20 protein-coding genes are annotated in these 23,712 nt (G+C 37.2%); all 20 read right to left on the bottom strand.

Annotation, left to right across the window (positions count from 1 at the left end):
* Window positions 1–22 precede the first annotated feature (22 nt).
* The 20 genes from dapG to JOC83_RS03665 all read right to left on the bottom strand — a co-directional run bounded on the left by dapG (window position 23) and on the right by JOC83_RS03665 (window position 23,650).
* Window positions 23–1,252, bottom strand: coding sequence for an aspartate kinase (gene dapG, locus JOC83_RS03760; protein ID WP_205183938.1), 1,230 nt, complete (start codon window positions 1,250–1,252; stop codon window positions 23–25).
* Window positions 1,253–1,292: 40 nt separating this feature from the next.
* On the bottom strand, window positions 1,293–2,336 hold the full coding sequence (gene asd, locus JOC83_RS03755) for an aspartate-semialdehyde dehydrogenase (protein WP_205183936.1): 1,044 nt from the start codon (window positions 2,334–2,336) through the stop codon (window positions 1,293–1,295).
* A gap of 232 nt (window positions 2,337–2,568) precedes the next feature.
* Window positions 2,569–3,171: a dipicolinate synthase subunit B gene (locus JOC83_RS03750; protein WP_205183933.1), complete on the bottom strand. Its 603-nt coding sequence runs from the start codon at window positions 3,169–3,171 to the stop codon at window positions 2,569–2,571.
* Window positions 3,171–4,070, bottom strand: coding sequence for a dipicolinic acid synthetase subunit A (gene dpaA, locus JOC83_RS03745; RefSeq protein ID WP_205183931.1), 900 nt, complete (start codon window positions 4,068–4,070; stop codon window positions 3,171–3,173). The genes JOC83_RS03750 and dpaA overlap by 1 nt, the downstream gene beginning before the upstream one ends.
* Before the next feature lie 277 nt (window positions 4,071–4,347).
* On the bottom strand, window positions 4,348–4,614 hold the full coding sequence (locus JOC83_RS03740) for a YlmC/YmxH family sporulation protein (RefSeq protein WP_205183929.1): 267 nt from the start codon (window positions 4,612–4,614) through the stop codon (window positions 4,348–4,350).
* A 129-nt stretch (window positions 4,615–4,743) separates the two neighbouring features.
* A complete protein-coding gene (locus tag JOC83_RS03735; protein ID WP_205183926.1) occupies window positions 4,744–5,982 on the bottom strand; it encodes a M16 family metallopeptidase in 1,239 nt (412 codons plus the stop codon).
* A 102-nt stretch (window positions 5,983–6,084) separates the two neighbouring features.
* The gene (locus tag JOC83_RS03730; protein ID WP_205183923.1) at window positions 6,085–7,044 is read right to left on the bottom strand and encodes a polysaccharide deacetylase family protein; all 960 of its coding nucleotides are present in this window, start codon (window positions 7,042–7,044) and stop codon (window positions 6,085–6,087) included.
* Window positions 7,045–7,188: 144 nt separating this feature from the next.
* Entirely contained in the window at window positions 7,189–9,315 is a 2,127-nt protein-coding gene (gene pnp / locus JOC83_RS03725; RefSeq protein ID WP_205183921.1) for a polyribonucleotide nucleotidyltransferase, read from the bottom strand.
* Between the two features lie 169 nt (window positions 9,316–9,484).
* Complete coding sequence (gene rpsO / locus JOC83_RS03720; protein WP_205183919.1) at window positions 9,485–9,754, bottom strand: 30S ribosomal protein S15; 270 nt, start codon at window positions 9,752–9,754, stop codon at window positions 9,485–9,487.
* Window positions 9,755–10,060: 306 nt separating this feature from the next.
* Window positions 10,061–11,029 carry a bifunctional riboflavin kinase/FAD synthetase gene (gene ribF, locus JOC83_RS03715; RefSeq protein ID WP_205183907.1) on the bottom strand — a complete coding sequence of 323 codons (969 nt, stop codon included), beginning with the start codon at window positions 11,027–11,029 and terminating at the stop codon, window positions 10,061–10,063.
* 33 nt (window positions 11,030–11,062) lie between these two features.
* Complete coding sequence (truB, locus tag JOC83_RS03710; RefSeq protein WP_205183904.1) at window positions 11,063–11,974, bottom strand: tRNA pseudouridine(55) synthase TruB; 912 nt, start codon at window positions 11,972–11,974, stop codon at window positions 11,063–11,065.
* Window positions 11,975–12,120: 146 nt separating this feature from the next.
* Window positions 12,121–12,474: a 30S ribosome-binding factor RbfA gene (gene rbfA, locus JOC83_RS03705; protein WP_205183901.1), complete on the bottom strand. Its 354-nt coding sequence runs from the start codon at window positions 12,472–12,474 to the stop codon at window positions 12,121–12,123.
* An 18-nt stretch (window positions 12,475–12,492) separates the two neighbouring features.
* Complete coding sequence (locus JOC83_RS03700) at window positions 12,493–12,771, bottom strand: DUF503 domain-containing protein (RefSeq protein ID WP_205183898.1); 279 nt, start codon at window positions 12,769–12,771, stop codon at window positions 12,493–12,495.
* The gene (gene infB, locus JOC83_RS03695) at window positions 12,768–14,906 is read right to left on the bottom strand and encodes a translation initiation factor IF-2 (protein ID WP_205183895.1); all 2,139 of its coding nucleotides are present in this window, start codon (window positions 14,904–14,906) and stop codon (window positions 12,768–12,770) included. The genes JOC83_RS03700 and infB overlap by 4 nt, the downstream gene beginning before the upstream one ends.
* 19 nt (window positions 14,907–14,925) lie before the next feature.
* A complete protein-coding gene (locus tag JOC83_RS03690) occupies window positions 14,926–15,228 on the bottom strand; it encodes a YlxQ family RNA-binding protein (RefSeq protein ID WP_205183892.1) in 303 nt (100 codons plus the stop codon).
* A complete protein-coding gene (rnpM, locus tag JOC83_RS03685; RefSeq protein ID WP_205183889.1) occupies window positions 15,228–15,509 on the bottom strand; it encodes an RNase P modulator RnpM in 282 nt (93 codons plus the stop codon). Before rnpM ends, JOC83_RS03690 begins: the two co-directional genes overlap by 1 nt.
* Before the next feature lie 13 nt (window positions 15,510–15,522).
* Window positions 15,523–16,638, bottom strand: a complete 1,116-nt coding sequence (nusA, locus tag JOC83_RS03680; RefSeq protein WP_205183886.1) for a transcription termination factor NusA — start codon at window positions 16,636–16,638, stop codon at window positions 15,523–15,525.
* A 36-nt stretch (window positions 16,639–16,674) separates the two neighbouring features.
* On the bottom strand, window positions 16,675–17,142 hold the full coding sequence (gene rimP, locus JOC83_RS03675; protein WP_205183884.1) for a ribosome maturation factor RimP: 468 nt from the start codon (window positions 17,140–17,142) through the stop codon (window positions 16,675–16,677).
* Between the two features lie 357 nt (window positions 17,143–17,499).
* Window positions 17,500–21,810 carry a PolC-type DNA polymerase III gene (locus tag JOC83_RS03670; protein WP_205183882.1) on the bottom strand — a complete coding sequence of 1,437 codons (4,311 nt, stop codon included), beginning with the start codon at window positions 21,808–21,810 and terminating at the stop codon, window positions 17,500–17,502.
* Between the two features lie 136 nt (window positions 21,811–21,946).
* Window positions 21,947–23,650 carry a proline--tRNA ligase gene (locus tag JOC83_RS03665; protein ID WP_205183880.1) on the bottom strand — a complete coding sequence of 568 codons (1,704 nt, stop codon included), beginning with the start codon at window positions 23,648–23,650 and terminating at the stop codon, window positions 21,947–21,949.
* Window positions 23,651–23,712: the final 62 nt, after the last annotated feature.

Genomic DNA, 23,712 nt, shown 5'->3' with positions numbered 1-23,712 from the left:
TCCTTGCTATTCAATCAACATTCTATCTTTCAACTTTTGATAGCTCAAAAGTTTGATGAAGCGCATTGACAGCTCTTTTTAAATCTTCCTCTTTTACTAATACCCAAATGGTTGTATGACTATCAGCAGATTGTAAAATCTGAATGCCGTCCATTGACAGTGCCGTTACAATTTTGGCAGCTACACCTGGAACACCAGCAATTCCAGCTCCTACTGTTGAAACTTTTGCACAATGACGAGTAACAAATGGTTCATATCCCATGCTTTGCAATATTTCAATTGCTCGATCCGTTGACTCATCAGTCACCGTGTATACAACACCTTTAGGCGAGATGTTAATAAAGTCGACGCTAATCTGTGCATTAGCCATCGCTTTGAATACTTCAGATTGAATATCATAATTTCCTTCTTTACTAAACACTTTAATTTGCGTCACATTTGATACATGAGCAATACCTGTGACTAGACGCTCTTGAACATCACTACCTCTTTGTTGAGCATATCCATGAGAGGTTACAAGAGTACCCTCTGAATCGGAATAAGTGGATCGAACACGGATTGGCACCTTCGCTTGCATTGCAATCTCAACTGCACGTGGATGAATCACTTTTGCACCTTGGTAAGCCATGTTACAAATTTCATTGTATGTGACAACTGATAAAGGTCTCGCATCCTCTACAATTCGAGGATCAGCTGTCATAACCCCTTCGACATCTGTAAAGATATCGACAAACTCTGCATTTAGTGCCGCACCTAACGCAGAGGCAGATGTGTCACTACCACCTCTACCTAAGGTCGTTGTATCTCCTTGTGGTGAAGCGCCTTGAAAACCAGCTACCACCACTACATCGTGTTTTTCAAGCTCTTCATAAATACGCTCGCATTTCATTTCAATAATTTTCGCATTCGTAAAATCACTATTTGTTAAAAATCCAGCTTGTGCTCCTGTTAAAGCTGTTGCTTTTATATCATTTGAATTTAATAAGTTCGTAAAAACAACAGAAGAAATGAGCTCTCCACAAGACATTAACATGTCTAATTCACGTTTATTTAACATTGCCTGATTACCATTTACTAATGATAACAACGTATCGGTTGCATAAGGTTCTCCCTTACGTCCCATCGCAGAGACTACGACAACAACTTTGTAGCCTTGATTTAATGCATGATTAATATGATGAACCGCACGCTCTCTTCCTACCTCATCACGTACTGATGTACCACCAAATTTTTGAACAATAATTTTCCTCATAAACACACCTCATTACTTCATTGAAGCAATCTTGTTGTAATTATTTCACAATTCCTAGCTTGATTAGTGATTCTGCAATTTGAACTGAGTTCCAAGCAGCACCCTTTAATAAGTTATCAGAAACAATCCACATATGGAAGCCTTTATCATTATCCAAATCTTTACGGATACGCCCTACAAATACATCTCTTTTCCCAACACAATCTGCTGGCATTGGATATACTTGATTTTCAGGGTCATCTTGCAACACAATTCCAGGTGCTTGCGCTAACAGCTGCTTTACCTCTTGTACAGTTACACCACTTTGCTCTAGTTCAATATATACAGACTCCGAGTGTCCTGTTACAACTGGCAAACGAACACAAGTTGCCGCTACTTGTAGTTCAGGCATATGCATAATTTTTTTCGTTTCATTAATCATCTTCATTTCTTCAAAGGTAAATCCATTGTCTTGGAATTTATCGATTTGCGGAATGGCGTTAAATGCAATTTGATAATGCTTTTTATCGCTACCTACTGGTAGAATTTCAGGCGTGAATTCCTTCTCATCTAAAATGGCTTGAGATTGTTCTTTTAGCTCATTAATAGCTGCCGCCCCTGCACCTGATACTGCTTGATAAGTTGACACAAGAACTTTCTTAAGTCCATATGACTGACGAAGTGGTTCAAGAGCTGCTACCATTTGAATTGTCGAGCAATTTGGATTTGCAATAATACCGTTGTGTGCCTTCAAATCTTCTTCGTTTACTTCTGGCACTACGAGTGGTACATTTTCGTCCATACGAAATGCACTTGTATTATCAACAACAATTGCACCGCGCTTCACTGCTTCAGGAGCCAAAGCTTTAGAAATACTGCCACCTGCACTAAATAAAGCAATATCTACTCCTTTAAAGCTGTCCGGAGTTGCTTCTTGAATGACTACTTCTTTTCCGTTGAATTGAAGTGTTTTTCCTGCTGAACGAGCTGATGATAATAATGTTAATTGACCTACAGGAAATTGACGCTCTTCTAACGTTTTTAACATTTGTTGACCTACTGCACCCGTTGCTCCTACTACTGCTACATGTAATCCATTTGCCATTTTAAAATCCCCTCCAACAAGTTTCAACTATTGTCATGTTTTTAATTTCATATACGTTTTAAAAAAATAAATGAAAGTCTGGTTCAATAAGATCTCAGTCATCATATAGAACATTTACTACATGTACAATCTATCTTAGCAGATTATGAATAGATTCTATTTTAACATATCATTGCGTTAAAGAAGAGAAGATTTTATAAAATCTTCTCTTCTCTTATTCTATCAAGAACCGTTAATTTTCGCTATCTCGGAATTTTTCAATAATAACTGGCTGTAGCTGTCTTCCCTCGAGTGCAGCATATACTGTGTCTGTTAGTAAACTCATTCTAGCAACCATCGAATTTGGCTTCTTCACTGGGTCATCTTGACCATATGGAATAAAATAAAAGTTCTTTGTTGCCATTAATGTCATTAAATTGACACCATTTAGTCCTAAGGCATCATTTGTAGAAATACCTAATACAACAGGCTTATGATTACGTAAAGTTGCTTTTGCTGCCATTAAAATTGGGGATTCCGTTAAAGCATTGGCTAATTTACTCATTGAATTTCCCGTACAAGGTGCAATTACCATACAATCTAGCGGGATTTTAGGGCCTAATGGCTCTGCCTTTACAATCGTATTAATTACAGCATTACCTGTTATCTCTTCAATCCTTTTAATCCAATCTGCTCCATCGCCAAAACGAGTATCTGTTGATTGTACAGTGTAAGAAACAACCGGAAGAACTTCTGCTCCTAAATTAACAAGCTTTTCAATTTCAGGCATAACAGCATCATACGTACAATGAGAACCTGTTAATCCAAAGCCAATACGTTTTCCTTTCAGTGACATTACTTTTTCTCCTTTCGTTCAGCGAGATCTTCGGATAATAATTGAGCTAATACGTTAGCTACAATTTGACCTGCTGTTTTTGGGGCAACGATTCCCGGTAATCCAGGAGCTAAGATTGCTTTAATCCCTCGCTTTTCTGCATAACGAAAATCTGTACCACCAGGTTTTGAAGCTAAATCAATAATTAAAGAATGAGAGGGTACTTTAGAAAGAACATCAGCTGATAGAATAGGATAAGGGATGGTATTGATACAAATGTCAACGTCAGCTACTTCTTTCATTAGATTGGATAAATGAAATGGCTGAAGACCCATTTCAGAAATACGAGCAAGGTGCTCAGATTTTCTTGCACCTACTTTTACTTTTGCACCTAGAGCAGCAAATGACCTCGCAACACTCATTCCTACTCTTCCTAACCCTAACACAGCGATTTTAGAGCCATGTATGGTGAAATCAGTATGTTGAATGACCAACATTATGGTTCCTTCAACTGTAGGAATTGAATTATAAATAGCAATGTCATCTCGCTCAAAAAGACGAACTAATTTCCGGTTTGTTGTTTTAACTAACTGATTGAGGTAATCATTACTAATGCCGGAATAAATGATACAGTGATCAGGTGTTTGTTTTATTACTTCTTCTTTTAAGTACACTTTTTCATTCGAAAAAATAGTGTCCACTTGCCCTTCATGATTGGTACCAGCAACCGGAAGGATGATCGCATCTATATCCTCAAAACTAAGTTCATTAATTTGATATTTAGTCGCACCTGCAAATCCATGGTCAAGTTGATCAAATCCTATTAATGAAATTTTAGCATCGAGTTCAATGAGTTTACGTATCACCTCAAGCTGTCTGGCATCACCACCAATTACAGCGATGTGCAAATCAGTCAACATGTTGCTCCTTCACCTTCTTTAATGTTGTATGGATATATTTCATTTTGTAAGGGATATTCAGAGGCATTCTGTCATTCTCTTTAATGCCCAATTACTTTTGTCTTCAACATACTATGTTGTGAAGATACAATCGGTGAATGAGAAAAGCTGCCTAGATTACAAAGGATTATTTGTAATCTAGGCAGCTGCGCCACTCCATCCAATTTATTAGAATTCAAATTGATCATTTTAATTGTTATTCCTCTAATTAATTGAGGTGTCTGAATGAATATTTGTATTAATTTTCTCTTAGTTCTTTATCTGCCTCATAATTTGCGATGTCAATAATAATCATATCTGTACCAATCTTTTTTATATGTTGCCATGGCACTCGAATATCTTGTCCTTGCCTTTTAAGACCAAACCATTTTATCGATGGAATAATTAATGCATTAATCTGTCCTGTCTGCTCATTAATTTCAAGGTCCGTTTGCCCCAGAACACCTAGACGCTCTGCTCGCTTTATATCCACAATTTCTTTACCACTTAACTCGCTTAGCCTCATTCCCCCACACTCCTTTATATTCGTATTTATTCTATTGTATAAGTCGTGTCCTATAAAAAATGACATGATCAACAAAAAAACACGAAGAACCTTTTTCTTCGTGTTTTTTTATAAAGTTAAATCTCTATATTATTGTAATTTTTCAGGGAAATCACCAGACGGACTGATGAGCGAAAGTGCAAAATCATCCGTAAAGATATCTCTCGCTAATGTATCTACACTATTTTTTGTAACATTGTTAACTAAGTCAATAATCTCATCTAATGTTCGATGTTGACCAAGCATTAGTTCATTCTTACCGTTTCGACTCATACGGCTATTTGTACTTTCTAAGCTAAGCATTAGATTTCCTTTTAATTGCTCTTTACTATTTTCAAGCTCTTTTTCTGTAATTCCTTTATCTTTTAACTGAAACAATGTCTCTTGAATGGTATCAAAAAGGACATCTAATTGATTGCTACCTGTACCGCCATAAATGGTTACAAGGCCACTGTCTCGATAAGAAGAATGATATGAAAAGATGGAGTATGCCAATCCTCTTTGCTCACGAACATCTTGGAATAAACGACTGCTCATACTACCACCTAATATATTGTTTAAAACAATAAGGCTATACACGTCTTTATTACCAATTTCTAATCCTTTAAATCCTAAGCATAAATGAGCTTGTTCTGTATCTTTTTTACGAGCTAAATGATTCGTATGGAACGTTGGCTGCTTATATTGTTGAGTAGAATGAGTCGATGTGTATGTACCAAAGTAGTTTTCAACTTCTTTCACAAATGACTCGTCAATATTTCCAGCTACAGAAATGACAACATTTTCTGGAATATATGTTTCATCCATATACGCTCTCAAAGAGTCACCATTGAATGTTTTTAACGTTTCTTCTGTCCCTAGAATTGGGTAACCTAATGCGTGATCTCCATATACTGCTTTTCCTAATAAATCATGAACGATGTCATCTGGCGTATCTTCATACATTTTTATTTCTTCATACACTACATTCTTCTCGCGCTTTAATTCAACCTCATCAAACTGTGAATTAAAAAACATATCCGCTAATACATCTAATGCTTGATTCGAATGTTCATCTAATACTTTTGCATAGTAACATGTGTATTCTTTTGATGTGAAAGCATTAACTTGACCGCCTATACGATCAAAGCTTTCAGCGATTTCCCTTGCTGATCTTGTTTTTGTTCCTTTAAAAAACATGTGCTCAAGAAAATGAGAAATCCCATTTCTTTCGAACGATTCATTTCGTGAACCTGTACCAATCCAAACTCCAATTGCAACTGATCGAACTGTTGGAATATTTTCTAATACAATTCTTACACCGTTTTGACAAGTATATCGTTTGATCAAACTAGTGCCACCCTTTCTTCATCCATGCATTTTAACAATTATTAGCGCATTTCCACAGACAGTATATCAATACAGGCCAATATTGCAAAGCATATCAGTCTTTTATTTAATAATTCTTTGTTCGTCAAGTAAGGTTGAAACATTACTTATTTCTAATTGTTTGCTTTTTATCTTTTGAATCAATGTATCTAACGATGTTGCCGTCGATTCAGTTGGATGCATTAAAATAATTGCACCGGGATGAATCTTACTCATGACCCGTTGAATTAACACATCTGGCTGAGGCTTTTGCCAATCAATTGTGTCAACACTCCACATAATTGTACCCATTTTTAGCTCAGCTGCAACATCTACTGTTTCTTGACGATAACTTCCACTCGGTGGAGCAAACCATTTATTATCTTCACCTGTAATTGATTTCATCACATCATTTGTTTTGACTAGCTCTTCTCTTGATCGGGCATTTGTTAAAGTAGCCATGTTAGGATGAGAATAAGAATGATTTCCTACTTCATGACCTGCATCAAGAATTACCTTAGTCATATCAGGGTTGTTTTTAACCCACCTTCCTTCTAAGAAGAATGTCGCCTTTACATGGTGTTTTTTTAAGGTATCAAGCATCTGTGGAATATATTCGTTTCCCCAAGCTACGTTAATAATAAAAGACACCATTGGCTTTTCTTCATGACCTCGATAAATAGGCTGTGCTGGAAGGTCAGATAGATGTACGTTAGGCTTGACTTGCTTATAAATTAGTTTACTTTCATCAAATGCACCGAATTTTTTCATGCTCTTATATGATGCTTCTACATCTACTTTTAAACCATTATACCCAGGAACAAGCTTCCATACCTTATCTACCCTAGCATCTTTTGGTTCTATTTCATATTGCTTTGACTTTTGTTGAATCTCCACATATAACGAGTCTTTTTGCTTACTCACTGTTAATGTATCTACTTTCAAATCTTCTACAAAAGAAGTCGTAAATGGGTTGTGTAGAAATTGATATGTAATGGTTAATAAAAAGACAAAAGGTACTACTTTTACAAGTATTCTTTTCAATTTATCCTTCCCCCCTTATCATCAAAAATATGTATGAAAAGGACAAGGTAGAACAATTGAAAAAAGAAGGTGACTCAAAAGAATGAGAACTATCCCTTTTGAGTCACCTCTTATAATGCCTTTTGTGAAAGCAAAAGATATTGATTATTTTTGTACTTCTTGTTGTTCTTGCTGTTCTTTTTGTTCTTTTAAAATCGCTTTACGTGATAAATTGACGCGACCTTGCTTGTCAATTTCCATTACTTTCACTAGAATTTCGTCGCCAATTGCTACAACGTCTTCTACTTTTCCAATTCGTTCTTCTGCAAGTTCAGAAATATGAACAAGTCCATCTTTTCCGCTGAATAGCTCTACAAACGCACCGAATTTTTCAATTCGTTTTACTTTTCCTAAGTACATTTGTCCTACTTCAACTTCGCGAACAATATCTTCAATAATCTTTTTCGCTTTTTCATTCATTTCTTGATTAGTCGATGAGATAAAGACTGTTCCATCTTGCTCGATGTCAATCTTAACGCCCGTTTCTTCGATAATCTTATTAATTTGCTTACCACTTGGGCCGATTACGTCACGAATCTTATCTGGATTAATACCCATCATTAGAATTTTTGGAGCATATTCTGATAATTGAGTACGAGGTTCAGCAATGACTGACATCATATGCTCTAAAATGTGCATACGGCCTGCTTTTGCTTGCTGAAGCGCTTCTTCTAAAATTTCACGAGATAACCCTTCAATTTTAATGTCCATTTGAAGTGCTGTTACACCTTTTGACGTACCAGCTACTTTAAAGTCCATATCTCCCAGATGATCTTCCATACCTTGAATATCTGTTAAAATTGAATAGTGTTCTCCGGATTTAATAAGTCCCATTGCAATCCCTGCTACTGGTGCTTTAATTGGCACACCTGCATCCATCATAGCTAGTGTACTTGCACAAATACTTGCTTGAGATGTAGAACCATTCGACTCTAACACTTCAGATACTAGACGAACTGTATATGGGAAGTCTTTTTCAGAAGGGATGACCGGCTCAAGAGCACGTTCACCTAATGCACCATGTCCAATTTCACGACGACCTGGTCCACGCATTGGTCCAGTTTCTCCCACACTAAATTGCGGGAAGTTATAATGATGCATGAAGCGTTTTGACTCTTCAATGCCTAATCCATCTAAAATTTGAACATCTCCAAGTGCGCCTAATGTACAAATACTTAACGCTTGTGTTTGACCACGTGTAAACATACCAGAACCATGTGTACGTGGAAGTAATCCAGTCTCAGAAGCAAGAGGACGAATTTCATCAATACGACGACCATCCGGACGTACTTTTTCTTCTGTGATTAGTCGACGCACTTCACTTTTTACAAGCTTTGATAAAATTTCTTTTACTTGCTTAAGCACATCTTCTTCAACTTCTTGTTCTTCAAACTTCGCTACAACAGCGTCTTTTACTTCTTTAATTGCTTCTTCACGTGCATGCTTCTCTTGCACTTGAACAGCACGATTCATATCCGTTTCAGCTATTTCACGCACTTGCTTCTCAAGTTCAGCATCTACTTGATAAAGTTTCACTTCCATCTTTTCAACGCCCATTTGAGCTACGATTTCTTCTTGGAATGCGATAAGCTTCTTAATCTCTTCATGTCCAAACATAATCGCTTCTAACATAACCTCTTCTGGTACTTCATCTGCACCAGCTTCAACCATGTTAATTGCATCTTTTGTACCCGCTACTGTTAAATGAATGTCACTTTTTTCAAGTTGTTCAACAGATGGATTAATCACAAACTCATCGTTAATACGTCCAACAATCACACCTGCGATTGGTCCTTGAAATGGTATGTTTGATACTGAAAGAGCTAAAGATGATCCAAACATAGCTGCCATTTCAGAAGAGCAGTTTTGATCCACACTCATTACGATGCTAATCACTTGTACTTCATTACGGAATCCATCGGCAAATAACGGACGAATAGGACGATCAATTAAACGACTAGCTAAAATCGCTTTTTCACTTGGTCTTCCTTCACGTTTAATAAATCCACCTGGAATTTTTCCTACTGCATATAAACGCTCTTCATAATTTGTTGTTAATGGAAAGAAATCTAAATTTTTCGGTTCTTTTGAAGCTGTTGCTGTACTTAATACTACTGTATCTCCGTAACGAATTAATGCAGCACCGTTTGCTTGCTTTGCTAGTTGTCCAACTTCAACTTCTAACTTACGGCCAGCTAAATCCATGGAGAACACTCGCTTTTCTTGTTCCATATAAAGGTGTACCCCTCTCTGCTTTTAAGATATGTATGTAAACAAATGTGATAGTGTTAGTATAAACGAAATAAGAAAAAACAAAAGTTTTTTTCACATTATGTAACATCTTTCATGATTTTAAAACTACATACTAAAAAAGCGGGAATGCTCCCGCTTTTTTTTCTGATTATCGACGTAAACCAAGCTTGTTGATTAACTCACGATAACGAGTAACATCTTTGTTACGAAGGTAGTTTAATAAATTACGGCGTCTACCTACCATTTTTAGAAGACCACGACGTGAGTGATGATCTTTCTTGTGTGTACGTAAATGTCCGTTTAAGTTGTTAATTTGCTCAGTTAGGACAGCAATTTGAACCTCTGGAGATCCAGTGTCATTTGCATGAGTTTTGTACTCACTGATAAGTTCATTCTTGCGCTCTTGTGTGATAGCCATCCTATTCACCTCCTCATTAATTAAACCCCAATTCCCTAGCACAACGTTGGTGAATCGTTACGCCAAGCAATGGTTGTTTTTCATACATTTGTTATCATACTACTTCTGCCATGTAATTGCAAGCTTCTATGCATGTTTTAACAAAAATAAATATGCTTCATCTATTCATTTTTTATAACTAGCTATTTTTGTGAGATTTATTGCTATTGAATAAGTAGGCACTTATCGTTAATTGCTACTTCAACTAGCTCTGAATCGTTCCTTTTTAAAAATTCCACATAAAACCATCGTCTTTTATAGAAAAGCCTAATTAATTGACTCTTTTACGTGATAAGAAGATAGAAAGTATGTTTGAGCTTCTTCTTTATCCTGAGTAATTTGTGCGACAAGGTCATCAATGCTTGAGAATTTTTTTTCTGCTCGTATCTTTTTATGCCACTTAATCGTAACAGGCTTATCATAAATTTGCTCATTAAATGAAAACAAATGAACTTCAATTGTTGGTTTATCAAGCTGTTCTTTATGAAAAGTTGGTTTATAACCTATATTACAGACACCTTTGTACCAAACGTCTTCTACTTGCATTTCAACAGCATATACACCAACACGTGGAGTTAAATATGCATCTAACAGCCCAACATTAGCCGTAGGAAAACCAATTTGCCTTCCTCTTTTATCTCCATGAACTACGTAACCTGCTACTGTATAATGCCTTCCTAATAAACGAGGAATTCTCTCTACATCCCCTTCAACTATGCATCGACGGATAAGAGTAGAGCTAATTTTTTCTTTATCCTCTGTTAACTTATTCACGACGGTTTGGGTAAACTGATCTCGTGAATGGAATGGCAATGTTTCCATTGTTCCTTTTCCTAGTTTGCCATATGAATAATCAAATCCTGCAACCACATGCTGAACATTTAAGCCAATAATATACTCATCAACAAATTGTTGTGGCAACAAATTTGCAAATTCTTTATCAAAGTGAACGATATAAAGGAAATCAATTCCTAATTTCTCCATTGTTTTTTGCTTTTCTTTTAACGGTGTGATCATGTCTACATGCTGAACATTCCGTCCAAGCACAACAGATGGATGAGGGTCAAATGTCATAACAGCACTTGCTATTCCTTTTTCATCCGCTATTTTTTTAGCTGTTTTAATTACTTCTTGGTGACCCAAATGAATGCCATCAAAATAGCCAAGAGCCATAACTGAAGGCTGTACTTCATTTCGCTGAAAATGATGTGGATGTCGAATTTTAATGGTTTCCAAAGTAGAACTCACCTTTTCTTTTAACCGACTTCCCTATATAGCGAGTACTTTTGTCGGTTTAATTAAATGTTGTTTACTAGGATGTTGTGCATAAATGGCTAAGCATTGACCATTCTCATCCATCATGAGAATAGGGCCTTTTGATACATCAACATCTGATGGACATGGTAATAACGCTCCATTTTTCACTTTCATTGCTAATGTATCATTTATTGTTAATTTCGGCAAATGAAAAAGAGCCTGTTCAACTGGGTACAGGTGGGATTGTATCTCCCCTTCTTCTACCGCTTTTTCAATCTCTTCGAACGTTAAACAATCATCTAACGTAAACTGACCTGACCCCGTTCTTTGCAAGTAAGACATATGAGCTGGATATCCCATTTTCTCTCCAATCATAACGGCTAATGTTCGAATATACGTACCTTTACTACACGTTACTCGGAAGCGAAAAGAAATGGTCTCTCCTTGAAATTCTGTTCGGTCGTCTAGCAATTCGCATTGATAGATTGTAACCTTTCTTGAAGGTCGTTCAATTTCAATACCTTTTCGTGCATATTCATATAACCTTACTCCATTGATTTTTACTGCTGAATACATCGGTGGAGTTTGTTCAATTTCTCCAGTCAGTGATTGCAATACCTCTAAAATGTCTTCTCGAGTATAGATTTGGGTTACTTCTTTTTGATCAACGACTTCCCCTGACTGATCTTCTGTTGTTGTTGAAAATCCAATTGTTACTTCACCTTCATACGTTTTAGTGGCTCCCGTTAAATATTCCACAATCTTTGTTGCTCGTCCAATACAAATAGGAAGAACACCCGTTACATCAGGATCTAGAGTTCCTGTATGACCTACCTTTTTTGTACGTAATAGCTTTCGAATCTTAAACACACAATCATGAGATGTCATTCCTTTTGGCTTATGTAAAACTAGCACACCATCCAAACTAGAACAACTCCTTTCTGTCTTAATCATATTGTTCCTAGTATGTATCTTTAAAAAAAGGTTGCCCTAGAAGCATAAACCATACTTTTAGGACAACCTCTTAGAAAAATGAGATATCATCTCGTTTTCATGGCCTGATGATTCAATTATTGATTGTCGCTCTCTTTTTTAATCTCATGTAATAATGTATCAATACGATTACCATAATCAATTGATTCATCAAATTCAAAGATAATTTCTGGTGTTTTGCGTAAGCGAATACGCTGACCAATTTCAGAGCGAATAAATCCTTTTGCTTTTGCAAGACCTTTTAATGTGTTTTCACGCTGCTCAGCATCTCCTAAAACAGAGATAAACACTTTTGCTTGCTGCAGATCACCTGATACTTGCACATCTGTTACAGTCACAAAACCAATGCGAGGGTCTTTTATTTTACGACCAATAATCTCACTAAGCTCTTTTTTCATTTGTTCGCCGACTCTATTTGATCTTAATTTCATCTTTCTCACCCCTTCTCTCTATAACCACTCAAACGTTGTTACTGTTCGCTCGATTTCAGGAAAAGAATCAATTAAGCTTAATGCTTTTTGCAACTCTTTTTCTGTTGCTATTCGATTTGATGAGATGGCGACGATGCCAATCTTTGTTCGTTGCCATACGTCTTGAAAATCAATTTCTGATACTGAGATGTTGTATTTTTGTTTTAAGCGCATTAAGATACGTTGTAAAACTGCTCTTTTTTCCTTTAAAGTAGCCGCATCATAAATGATACACTCGCACTCTACAACACCAATCATTTACGTTCGATTTCCTCCATCACATACGCTTCGATTACATCGCCTTCTTTAACATCGTTAAAGTTTTTAATTGTAATACCACACTCGTATCCTTGTGCTACTTCTTTCGCATCATCTTTATAACGCTTCAATGCATCGATTTCACCTTCAAAGATTACGATACCATCACGAATTAGACGAATACTACTATGACGAGTAATTTTACCTTCTGTTACATAACTTCCCGCAATTGTACCAATCTTAGATACTTTAAATGTTTGACGAACTTCAACTTGACCGATTACTTTTTCTTCAAACTCTGGATCAAGCATCCCTTTCATCGCTGCTTCAATTTCTTCAATTACTTTATAGATAATACGGTGTAAACGAATATCTACTTTTTCTGCTTCAGCAGTACGTTTTGCTCCACCGTCTGGACGTACGTTAAATCCAATTACAATCGCATTTGATGCACTTGCTAAGATAATGTCAGACTCAGTAATTGCACCTACACCTGTATGAATAATACGTACATTTACACCTTCAACGTCAATCTTTTGAAGAGCTGCCGCTAACGCTTCAACAGAACCTTGTACGTCAGCTTTTACAATTAGATTTAAGTCTTTCATTTCACCTTGTTTGATTTTCTCAAATAGATCATCAAGGCTTACACGTGATTTTTCACCACGTTGTTGCTCTAATTGTTTTTGCGCACGAGCTTCACCGATTTGACGAGCTTTTTTCTCATCTTCAAATACCATGAAACGGTCCCCTGCTAATGGTACTTCGTTAAGACCTGTAATCTCAACCGGTGTAGATGGGCCTGCCTCTTTCACACGGCGACCAAGGTCATTCACCATTGCACGTACACGTCCAAATGTATTTCCAACTACGATTGGATCTCCAACACGAAGTGTTCCATTTTGAACAAGCAACGTTGCAACAGAACCGCGACCTTTATCAAGTTGTGCTTCTACAACCGTACCTAGGGCACGACGATTTGGATTTGCTTTTAATTCTTCTACTTCACTTACTAACAGAATCATTTCAAGCAATTGATCAATACCTTCTCCTGATAATGCAGATAATTTACAGAAGATTGTATCTCCACCCCATTCCTCTGCTACAAGGCCGTGTTCCATTAGCTCTTGCATCACACGCTCTGGGTTTGCTGATTCTTTATCCATTTTATTCACAGCTACAATAATTGGTACTTCTGCAGCTTTTGCATGGTTAATTGCTTCAACTGTTTGAGGCATTACTCCATCATCAGCTGCTACTACTAAAATTGTAATATCTGTTACTTGTGCTCCACGTGCACGCATTGTTGTAAACGCAGCATGTCCTGGTGTATCAAGGAATGAAATCTTCTTGTCATTAACAACGACTTGGTAAGCACCGATATGCTGTGTAATACCACCTGCTTCTCCAGCGGTTACTTTTGTATTACGAATCGAGTCAAGAAGCGTTGTTTTACCATGGTCAACGTGCCCCATGATTGTGACAACTGGCGGACGCTCTTGTAAAGCTTTTTCATCATCTACAATGTCCATTGTCTCGAAATCAGCTTCATCAATTACAATCTCTTCTTCTACAGGTACGCCGTACTCACCTGCAATTAGTTCAATTGAATCTTTATCAAGTTCTTGGTTAATTGTTGCCATTACACCAAGCATAAATAACTTTTTGATGATTTCTGATGGTTCTTTCCCTAAAGCTTTTGCTAATTCAGAAACCGTCATACTACCAACAAATGTTACTTTTTCTGGTAGTTCTTTCACTTTTGGCTGTGGTCTTGATGGTGACTGTGGACGATTTCCACCTTTTTGATTTCGATTATTGCCTCTTTTACCTTTATTTACAGCAGGTTTTTGAGACGAATTATTCGGTTTCTTACCATCACGGTTATTAGCTTGAGGCTTTTTATTAGGTTTCTCTGCGCTTTCTGAGAATTCCTCTTTGTATTTTTGATTTGTTGCAGAAGTAGAATTTACATTCCCTTTTTTATAAATTGAATCTAACTTTCCTATTGCATCTGCTTCAAGTGTACCCATATGATTCGATACCTCAATGCCCATTTCACTTAGTTTAGAAATAACATCTTTACTTGAAATATTAAGTTGTTTTGCATATTCATATACACGTACTTTACTCATACTTTCACCCCCAAAAGAATTAATCGAGCATCGCAACTAGCTTGCTGGCAAAGCCATCATCTAATACCGCTACGACTACACGAGCTTCTTTCCCTATCGCTTGCCCTAGTACATAACGATCTTCTACAAACTTTACTTGTACATTGTAATATGTACATTTGTCTGTTACTTTCTTTAACGTATTAGCTGATGCATCTTTTGCTAAGATGACTAATTTTGCATTTTGTCTTCGAACTTCTTTTACGACAAGTTCCTCACCAGAAATAATTTTACGAGCCCGATTTGCAAGTCCTAAAAAAGAGCGCCATCGTTCATCATTCATCACTTTGACTGTTTCTCCTTTTCTACAAGCGCTAACAGCTCATTGTAAAGCTCTTCAGGTATCGCTACATTTAAATGATTAGCTAAAATATTCTTTTGTTTAGCTAACATAATGGCTGTTTGATCTTTACTTAAATAAGCGCCACGCCCGGACTTTTTACCAGTTAAATCAATCGACACGTCGCCTTCTTTTGACCGCACAATGCGTACAAGCTCTTTTTTAGGCTTCATTTCTTGTGTTGCGACACATTTTCGCATCGGGACTTTTTTACGATTGTTCACCTGGTTTCACCTCTTATTCCATGTCATCATCTTCAACATCAAATGCATCGCGACTTACTAGCATATCTTCATGACGTTGAACATAAATGCCTTCTTGTTCAGCTTCTGATTGACTCTTAATATCAATTTTCCAACCTGTTAATTTTGCTGCTAATCGAGCATTTTGTCCTCGTTTACCAATTGCTAGTGATAATTGATAATCAGGTACAATAACAGTTGTTGCTTTTCCTTCTTCATCTACCATTACTTCAAGAACTTTCGAAGGACTTAATGCATTTGCAACAAACTCAACAGGATCACTTGACCAGCGAACAATATCGATTTTTTCACCTTTTAACTCGTTCACGACCGCTTGAACACGTTGTCCTTTAGGACCTACACATGAACCAACCGGATCAACTTCATCATACTCTGAATGAACAGAAATTTTCGAGCGGTCTCCTGCTTCACGTGCAACAGACTTTAGCTCCACTGTACCATCATAAATTTCAGGCACTTCTTTTTCAAACAAACGCTTTAAAAGACCTGGATGTGTACGAGATACATAGATTTGAGGACCTTTTGTTGTTCTCTCCACTTTTGTAATGTACACTTTAATTCGATCATGAGGCTTGTATTGTTCATTTGGCATTTGTTCCGTTTGCGGAAGCAATGCTTCAATTTTACCAAGGCTTACATAGATGAATCGTGCATCTTGCCTTTGTACAATCCCCGTCATGATATCTTCTTCACGATCGCTAAACTCAGAGTAAATAACTCCTCGCTCTGCTTCACGTACGCGTTGAGTAACAACTTGCTTAGCCGTTTGTGCTGCAATACGACCAAAGTCTTTAGGTGTTACTTCAATTTCAACTACATCGTCTAACTGATAGTTAGGATTAATTGTTTGTGCTTCCTCAACCGAAATCTCTAGACGAGGATCATATACGTCAGCTACTACGTCTTTACGAGCAAATACGCGCATTGTTCCTTTATCTAAATTCATATCCACTCTTACGTTGTGGGCTTGATTGAAGTTGCGCTTGTAAGCAGAAATTAATGCTGCTTCAATTGCTTCAATAATGACATCTTTACTAATACCCTTCTCTTTTTCGAGTAAAATTAGGGCATCTAATAACTCACTGCTCATTGTCGTTAATCCCCCTTTAATGATTACAATTCAACGTTAAAAAACAATTGCTAGTCTAGCAAAAGCAACTTTGTCATATGGAAGGACTACTGTCTTTGTACGTGTTTTAATTTTCACAATTAACGTAACAGTTTGTCCATCAAATGCTTCTAGTTTACCTTCAAATTCCTTTTCACCATCAATTGGCTCATATGTTTTTATGTATACATGCTTACCAACTGAACGTTCAAAGTCTGATAACTTTTTTAAAGGTCGCTCAGCACCTGGAGAGGATACTTCAAGAAAATAGTTGTGTTGAATTGGATCAAGCTCATCCATTTTTTCACCTAATCGTTCACTCACAGTACCACATTCTTCAATATCTACCCCTGTTTCAGAGTCGATAAATACACGTAAAAACCAGTTTGGACCTTCTTTTACATATTCAATATCAACAAGTTCTAAACTCATTTCTTGGAGAATAGGTGTAACTAATTCTTCTACTACTTCTGTTATTTTACTCATTCTATTCCTCCTTTCGAGAACCCTTCTCTTCACAAGGCTTTTCCTTGAGCTTATGTTATACGTTTTTTATATCTCTTATGAAAAAGAGTGATTGTTCATTGATAAAAATTCCCTGCTAAAATAGCAGGGTATCCTAAGCTTGCTCTGTTTAAGATCTAGTTCATTGAGCATACGCACAAATGAGCAATCAAGTCTACGGTACAAGAAGAGCATGATGGAATGATTCCACTTCTTGTGTCCTACCTTACTAAGTCAATCCGTACCAATAAGAAAGAGTGGGTTTCCCCACTCCTTCGTCGTCCGTATTCTTAGCATTTCCAGTATTACTATATCATAATCAACCTTTTTATGCAAATGTTAGAAGAGAGAGAGCTGGTTTTGATCTGGAAGAGAACCTAAGCAACCATGATTATCTAAATACTCTAAGATCGTCTTAGAAACTTTTCCACGCTGTTGTAAATCTTCTTTTGATAGAAACTCTCCATCTTCTCTTGATTTTACAATGTTAATGGCTGCGTTTGTACCGAGCCCTGGAATTGAGTTAAACGGTGGAATAAGCTTGTCTCCATCAATGATAAATTCGCTTGCACTTGAACGATATAAATCAACTTTTCCAAACGAATATCCTCGCTCACACATTTCAAGCGACAGCTCTAACACCGTCAATAAGTTCTTTTCCTTTGGTGAAGCGTCTAGACCTTTTGCGTTAATCTCTTCGATTTTGGCACGAATAGCCGTAGACCCTTTTACCATTGTGTCTATATCAAAATCATCAGCACGTACTGTAAAGTAAGCAGCATAGTACAGTAATGCATGATGAACCTTAAAATAAGCAATTCGAACAGCCATTAATACATATGCAGCCGCATGGGCTTTTGGGAACATGTATTTAATTTTTTTACAAGAATCGATATACCAAGGCGGTACATTATTCTTAATCATTTCCTCTTCAAATTCCGGTGATAGCCCTTTTCCTTTACGGACAGACTCCATAATCTTAAACGCTAAAGAAGGCTCTAGCCCTTGATAAATTAAATACACCATGATGTCATCACGACAGCCAATTACGTCACTAAGCGTACACGTTCCATTATGAATCAGCTCTTGAGCATTTCCTAGCCATACATCTGTTCCATGAGATAGCCCCGAAATTTGAACAAGCTCAGAAAAGGTAGTTGGCTTTGTATCTTCAAGCATTTGACGAACAAATCGTGTACCAAACTCAGGGATACCTAACGTTCCTGTTTTACACATAATTTGCTCTTGAGTAACACCTAGAGAATCCGTACCACTGAAAATTTTCATTACTTCCGGATCGTCTGTCGGAATCGTTTTAGGATCAATTCCACTCAAGTCTTGAAGCATACGAATAACCGTTGGATCATCATGCCCAAGTATATCTAGTTTTAACACATTATCATGAATCGAGTGGAAATCAAAGTGTGTTGTTCTCCACTCCGCACCTTTTGCATCGGCTGGGTATTGAATCGGTGTAAAATCAAACACATCCATGTAATCTGGAATAACGATAATTCCCCCTGGATGCTGACCAGTTGTTCTTTTTACGCCTGTACATCCTGATACTAGTCTGTCTACTTCGGCTCCTCGCAAATGCAGGTCATGATCCCCAGCATACCCTTTTACATATCCATATGCTGTCTTCTCTGCAACCGTACCAATTGTACCCGCTCTGTATACATTGTCTTCTCCAAACAATACTTTTGTATAATGGTGAGCACGAGGCTGATATTCACCAGAGAAGTTAAGATCGATATCAGGAACTTTATCTCCTTTAAATCCAAGGAACGTTTCGAATGGAATATCATGTCCATCTTTTTTATACACACTGCCGCAATTTGGACAATCTTTATCTGGCAAGTCAAATCCTGATCCCACTGACCCATCATTAAAAAATTCTGAGTGCTTACATTCTGGGCACACATAATGTGGAGGTAGTGGATTCACCTCTGTAATCTCTGTCATGGTTGCAACAAAAGAGGAACCTACCGATCCACGTGAACCTACGAGGTAGCCATCATCTAATGATTTTTTTACAAGTTTATGAGAGATTAAATAAATAACGGCAAAGCCATGTCCAATGATACTTTTAAGCTCTTTTTCAAGTCGTGCTTCTACAATCTCTGGAAGCTCATCTCCATAGATGCTTCTTGCCATGGTATAACTCATTTCACGCATTTCTTCATCGGCGCCTTCGATTTTCGGCGTGTATAAATCATCTTTAATAGGCTTAACATCCTCAATCATCTCGGCTACTTTTTGCGTATTTGTGACAACAATTTCTTTTGCTTTTTCTGCTCCTAAAAACGAAAAGCACTCTAACATTTCATCTGTTGTTCTAAAATGAACATTTGGCAATTGATGACGATTAAGAGGATTTGCTCCACCTTGTGAGCTAACTAAAATCTTTCGGTAAATCTTATCCTCCGGATTGAGATAGTGTACATTTCCTGTTGCAACCACAGGCTTGTTTAATTTCTCACCAAGCTTAACAATATTTTCAATGATTTCTTTTAACGCTTGATGATTGTGCACAAGATCTAATTCAATTAAATGCTCGTAGTTAGAAGGTGGCTGAACTTCAATGTAATCATAAAATTCTGCTGTTTGTTCAACTTCCTCTGGAGATTTCTGCATCATTCCTTCAAATACTTCACCTTTATCACAAGCCGTTCCAATCAAAAGTCCTTCACGGAACTTTTCAAGCTGAGACCTAGGGATACGCGGAACACGATAAAAATAATCAAGATGAGCAATAGAGACTAACTTAAAGAGATTTTTTAATCCTTCATTATTTTGAGCTAAAATAGTGACATGATAAGGTCTGGCTCGTTGGTAAGCATTTCCTTGTCCCATGTAGTCATTTAATTGACTATGAACCGTAATCTCTCGCTCGAATGCATCTTTTAACATTTTCGCAAGCAAGTATCCTGTTGCTTCTGCATCATAAATAGCGCGGTGATGCTGTGTTAATTCAACATCAAATTTCTTAGCCAACGTATTTAAGCGGTGATTTTTCATATCAGGATATAGAAAACGAGCTAATTCTAACGTATCGATAACAGCATTAGGTGCTTTCTCTCGTCCCATTTTCTTTAACCCTACGTTGAGGAACCCCATATCAAAACTTGCATTATGGGCAACTAAAATGCTGTCTCCCATCCAATCAAGGAACTTTCTTAATACGTCCTCTACCTCAGGAGCATCTTGAACCATGTCATCCGTGATTCCTGTTAAATCAATTGTTGTCGCTGATAATGGGTGATGAGGGTTAGCAAACGATTCAAATCGATCAATGATTTCTCCCTCTTTCATTTTCACGGCAGCTAATTCAATAATCGTATCATAAACAGCTGAAAGACCCGTTGTTTCAACGTCAAATACAACGTACGTTGCTTCTGTCAAATCGATGGGCTGTGCATTATAAGCAATCGGTACACCGTCATCAACAAGGTTCGCTTCAACACCATAGAGAATCTTAATACCATTTTTCTTCCCAGCAGAATAAGCCTCAGGAAACGACTGTGCAACTCCATGATCAGTGATGGCAATGGCAGGGTGGCCCCACTTTTTCGCTTGTGACACTAATTTACTAACAGATGTGACAGCATCCATTTGACTCATTGGTGTATGAAGGTGTAATTCCACACGTTTTTCTGCTTCAGGAGCTGTGTCTTTACGCTCTTGTGGTTGAATCTCATTGATGTCTTTCCCAATCATCACAAGGTCGCGTACAAATGTATCATTTTGCACACTGCCTTTTACCTTCAACCACATACCTTTTTTAATAGACTGTAGCAATGGAATATCCTCTTTATCACGCGAGAACATCTTAACCATAATGGAATCCGTGTAATCTGTTATCTTAAATACAAGAAGTGTTCTTCCACTGCGTAGCTCTTTTGTTTCAGCATCAAACACATAACCTTGAACAGAAATTGCTTTTTCTTCATCATTAATAGATTGAATCGTCTTAATTTCATCCTTAATGGTATATCCAATGGTCACTGGACCTTTCGGACTCTCGCTATCACCTTGCTGTTCTTTTTCTTTATTTTGCATATCAGTAATAGCTTGCAATACTCGCTCTTTGTCTTCTTGTTCTTTTTGCTCGACGAACTTACTATACTCTTCTTGGGAATGAACAACCTCTGTAACAACTTGTAAAGTAGGAAAACCATAGGCTGCATATTGATCACTAATAAGCTGGCCGTACTTTTTCTTTAAAGCAATTCCTTCTGCATCATTCCGAACGCTTAACTGTAATTTAATTCCACTAGAAGTTGGCACTTGATCTTTTAATAAAGATAAGAATAAAGGCGAAATACCTTGTAATTCACTTACGCAATGTTGCCAGTAAGCTTGTACATTTTCTTGTGTGCATTCTTTATCATCGGTTCGAACCGAAAACGAAACGTTTGCAATATGTGCAAATTTTGCTTTCATTTGCGATAAAAGCATCTCATATAGTTGAAAAGGCAGTACTTTTTTTATAAAAAGATGAAAGTGCCATTTTTTCTGTTCTTTATGAACCACTACTTTTTCAATAGCTCCTTGTTCAAAGTAAGGAACTACTTGATCACTTGTTAATTCTAATTGTTGCAATAACAAAGCGAATCTCTCTTTTTGTTCTGCTGACTGTGGGCTCATTTCGCTCCCCCTTATTCGTTCGTTTCACTGTTTGTTATTTTAACATAAAGCTACTTCAAAAAAGAAGAGAAGATAAGGCTGATTCAGAAAGGGTAACGAACCACCTTTATGAATCAGCCTCCTCTATGAATGACAATTATTTTGTTGTTAATAATTGATTGATTGTTTGTGGTAAGTCAGATACAGCTACCTCTAATTGTTCACCAGTTGCACGAACTTTCACTTCCACAATCCCTTCTGAAGCGCGTTTACCAATTGTTACACGTACTGGCACACCGATAAGGTCAGAATCAGCAAACTTAACACCTGGACGCTCTTGACGGTCATCAAGTAAAACTTCATAACGACTGTCTAATAACTCATTATATAATTGTTCAGCAACCTCTTTTTGCTCTTCATTTTTCATATTCACTGGAATTAAATGAACATGGTAAGGAGCTACTGCTGTTGGCCAAACAAGACCGTTTTCGTCATTATACTGCTCAGCAATTGCTGCAAGTGTACGAGATACTCCAATTCCATAGCAACCCATCGTCATTGGTTGAGTGCGTCCGTTCTCATCTAAATACGTTGCATTCATCGCTTCACTATAACGTGTACCAAGTTTGAACACATGTCCAACTTCAATGCCTTTAGCAAACTTGATGACACCTTGTCCATCTGGAGAAGGGTCTCCTTCTTTAACAAAACGCAAGTCAACATATTGAGCTTTAAAATCACGCTCTGGGTTAACACCTTTATAATGATAACCTTCCTCATTGGCACCACAAATACCATTTACCACAGCTTCTACACCATGATCTGCAATGACTTCAATGTTTTCTGCTAAGTCAATTGGACCTAGAGAACCAACTGTACAATTCATTACCTCTTTTGTTTCTTCTGGTGAAGCTAGCTCTACAACAGATGCTTCAAGATAATTTTTCACTTTAATATCATTTACTTCATGATCTCCACGAACTAACACGAGTACATAGCGATCATCCACTTTGAATAATAGAGATTTAATACATTTTGCTTCGTTAACATTAAAGAAGCCTGCTACCTCTTCAATGGTTCTTTGATTTGGTGTTTCAACTTTTTCTAATGAATGAGCCGTAGCATTTTCTTTTTCATATGTTGCCACTACAGGTGCCATTTCAATATTAGCTGCATAAGAAGAAGTATCAGAATAAGCAATTGTATCTTCACCAATTTCCGATAATACCATGAACTCATGCGTATCCTTACCACCCATTGCACCTGAATCTGCAATAACTGCACGGAAATTCAAGCCACATCTTGCAAAGATACGACTGTACGCATCATACATTTTGTCATATACTTCATCCAAGCTTTCTTGAGAGGCATGAAACGAATACGCATCTTTCATGATAAATTCACGTCCACGTAGTAGACCAAAGCGTGGGCGCTTTTCATCACGGAATTTTGTTTGAATTTGATATAAGTTAAGAGGTAAACGTTTATATGACTTTACTTCATCACGAAGTAAGCTTGTAATAACCTCTTCGTGAGTTGCCCCTAGTGCAAATTCACGCTGATGACGGTCTTTCATACGCATTAATTCAGGACCATACGAATACCAACGACCTGATTCTTGCCATAACTCAGATTGTTGTAAAGCTGGCATTAATAATTCAACTGAACCTGCACGATCCATCTCTTCTCGAACAATTTGTTCTACTTTTTGTAGAACTCGCTTCCCTAATGGTAAGAAGCTATAAATACCACTTGAATTTTGACGCATGTAACCTGCGCGTAGTAATAGTTGATGACTCTTTACTTCAGCATCAGCTGGAACTTCTCTTAATGTTGGAATTAACGTAGAACTTTGTCTCATAACCTCGCACCTCTTCAATAACGAAATGAATCATTTCATAAAAATTTATAGTTTAGGGATGT

It is taken from the genome of Priestia iocasae, assembly GCF_016909075.1.
GTDB classification, from domain to species: domain Bacteria; phylum Bacillota; class Bacilli; order Bacillales; family Bacillaceae_H; genus Priestia; species Priestia iocasae.
Note: the sequence above shows the minus strand (reverse complement) of the source record. Positions and strands in the feature narration are given on the sequence as shown.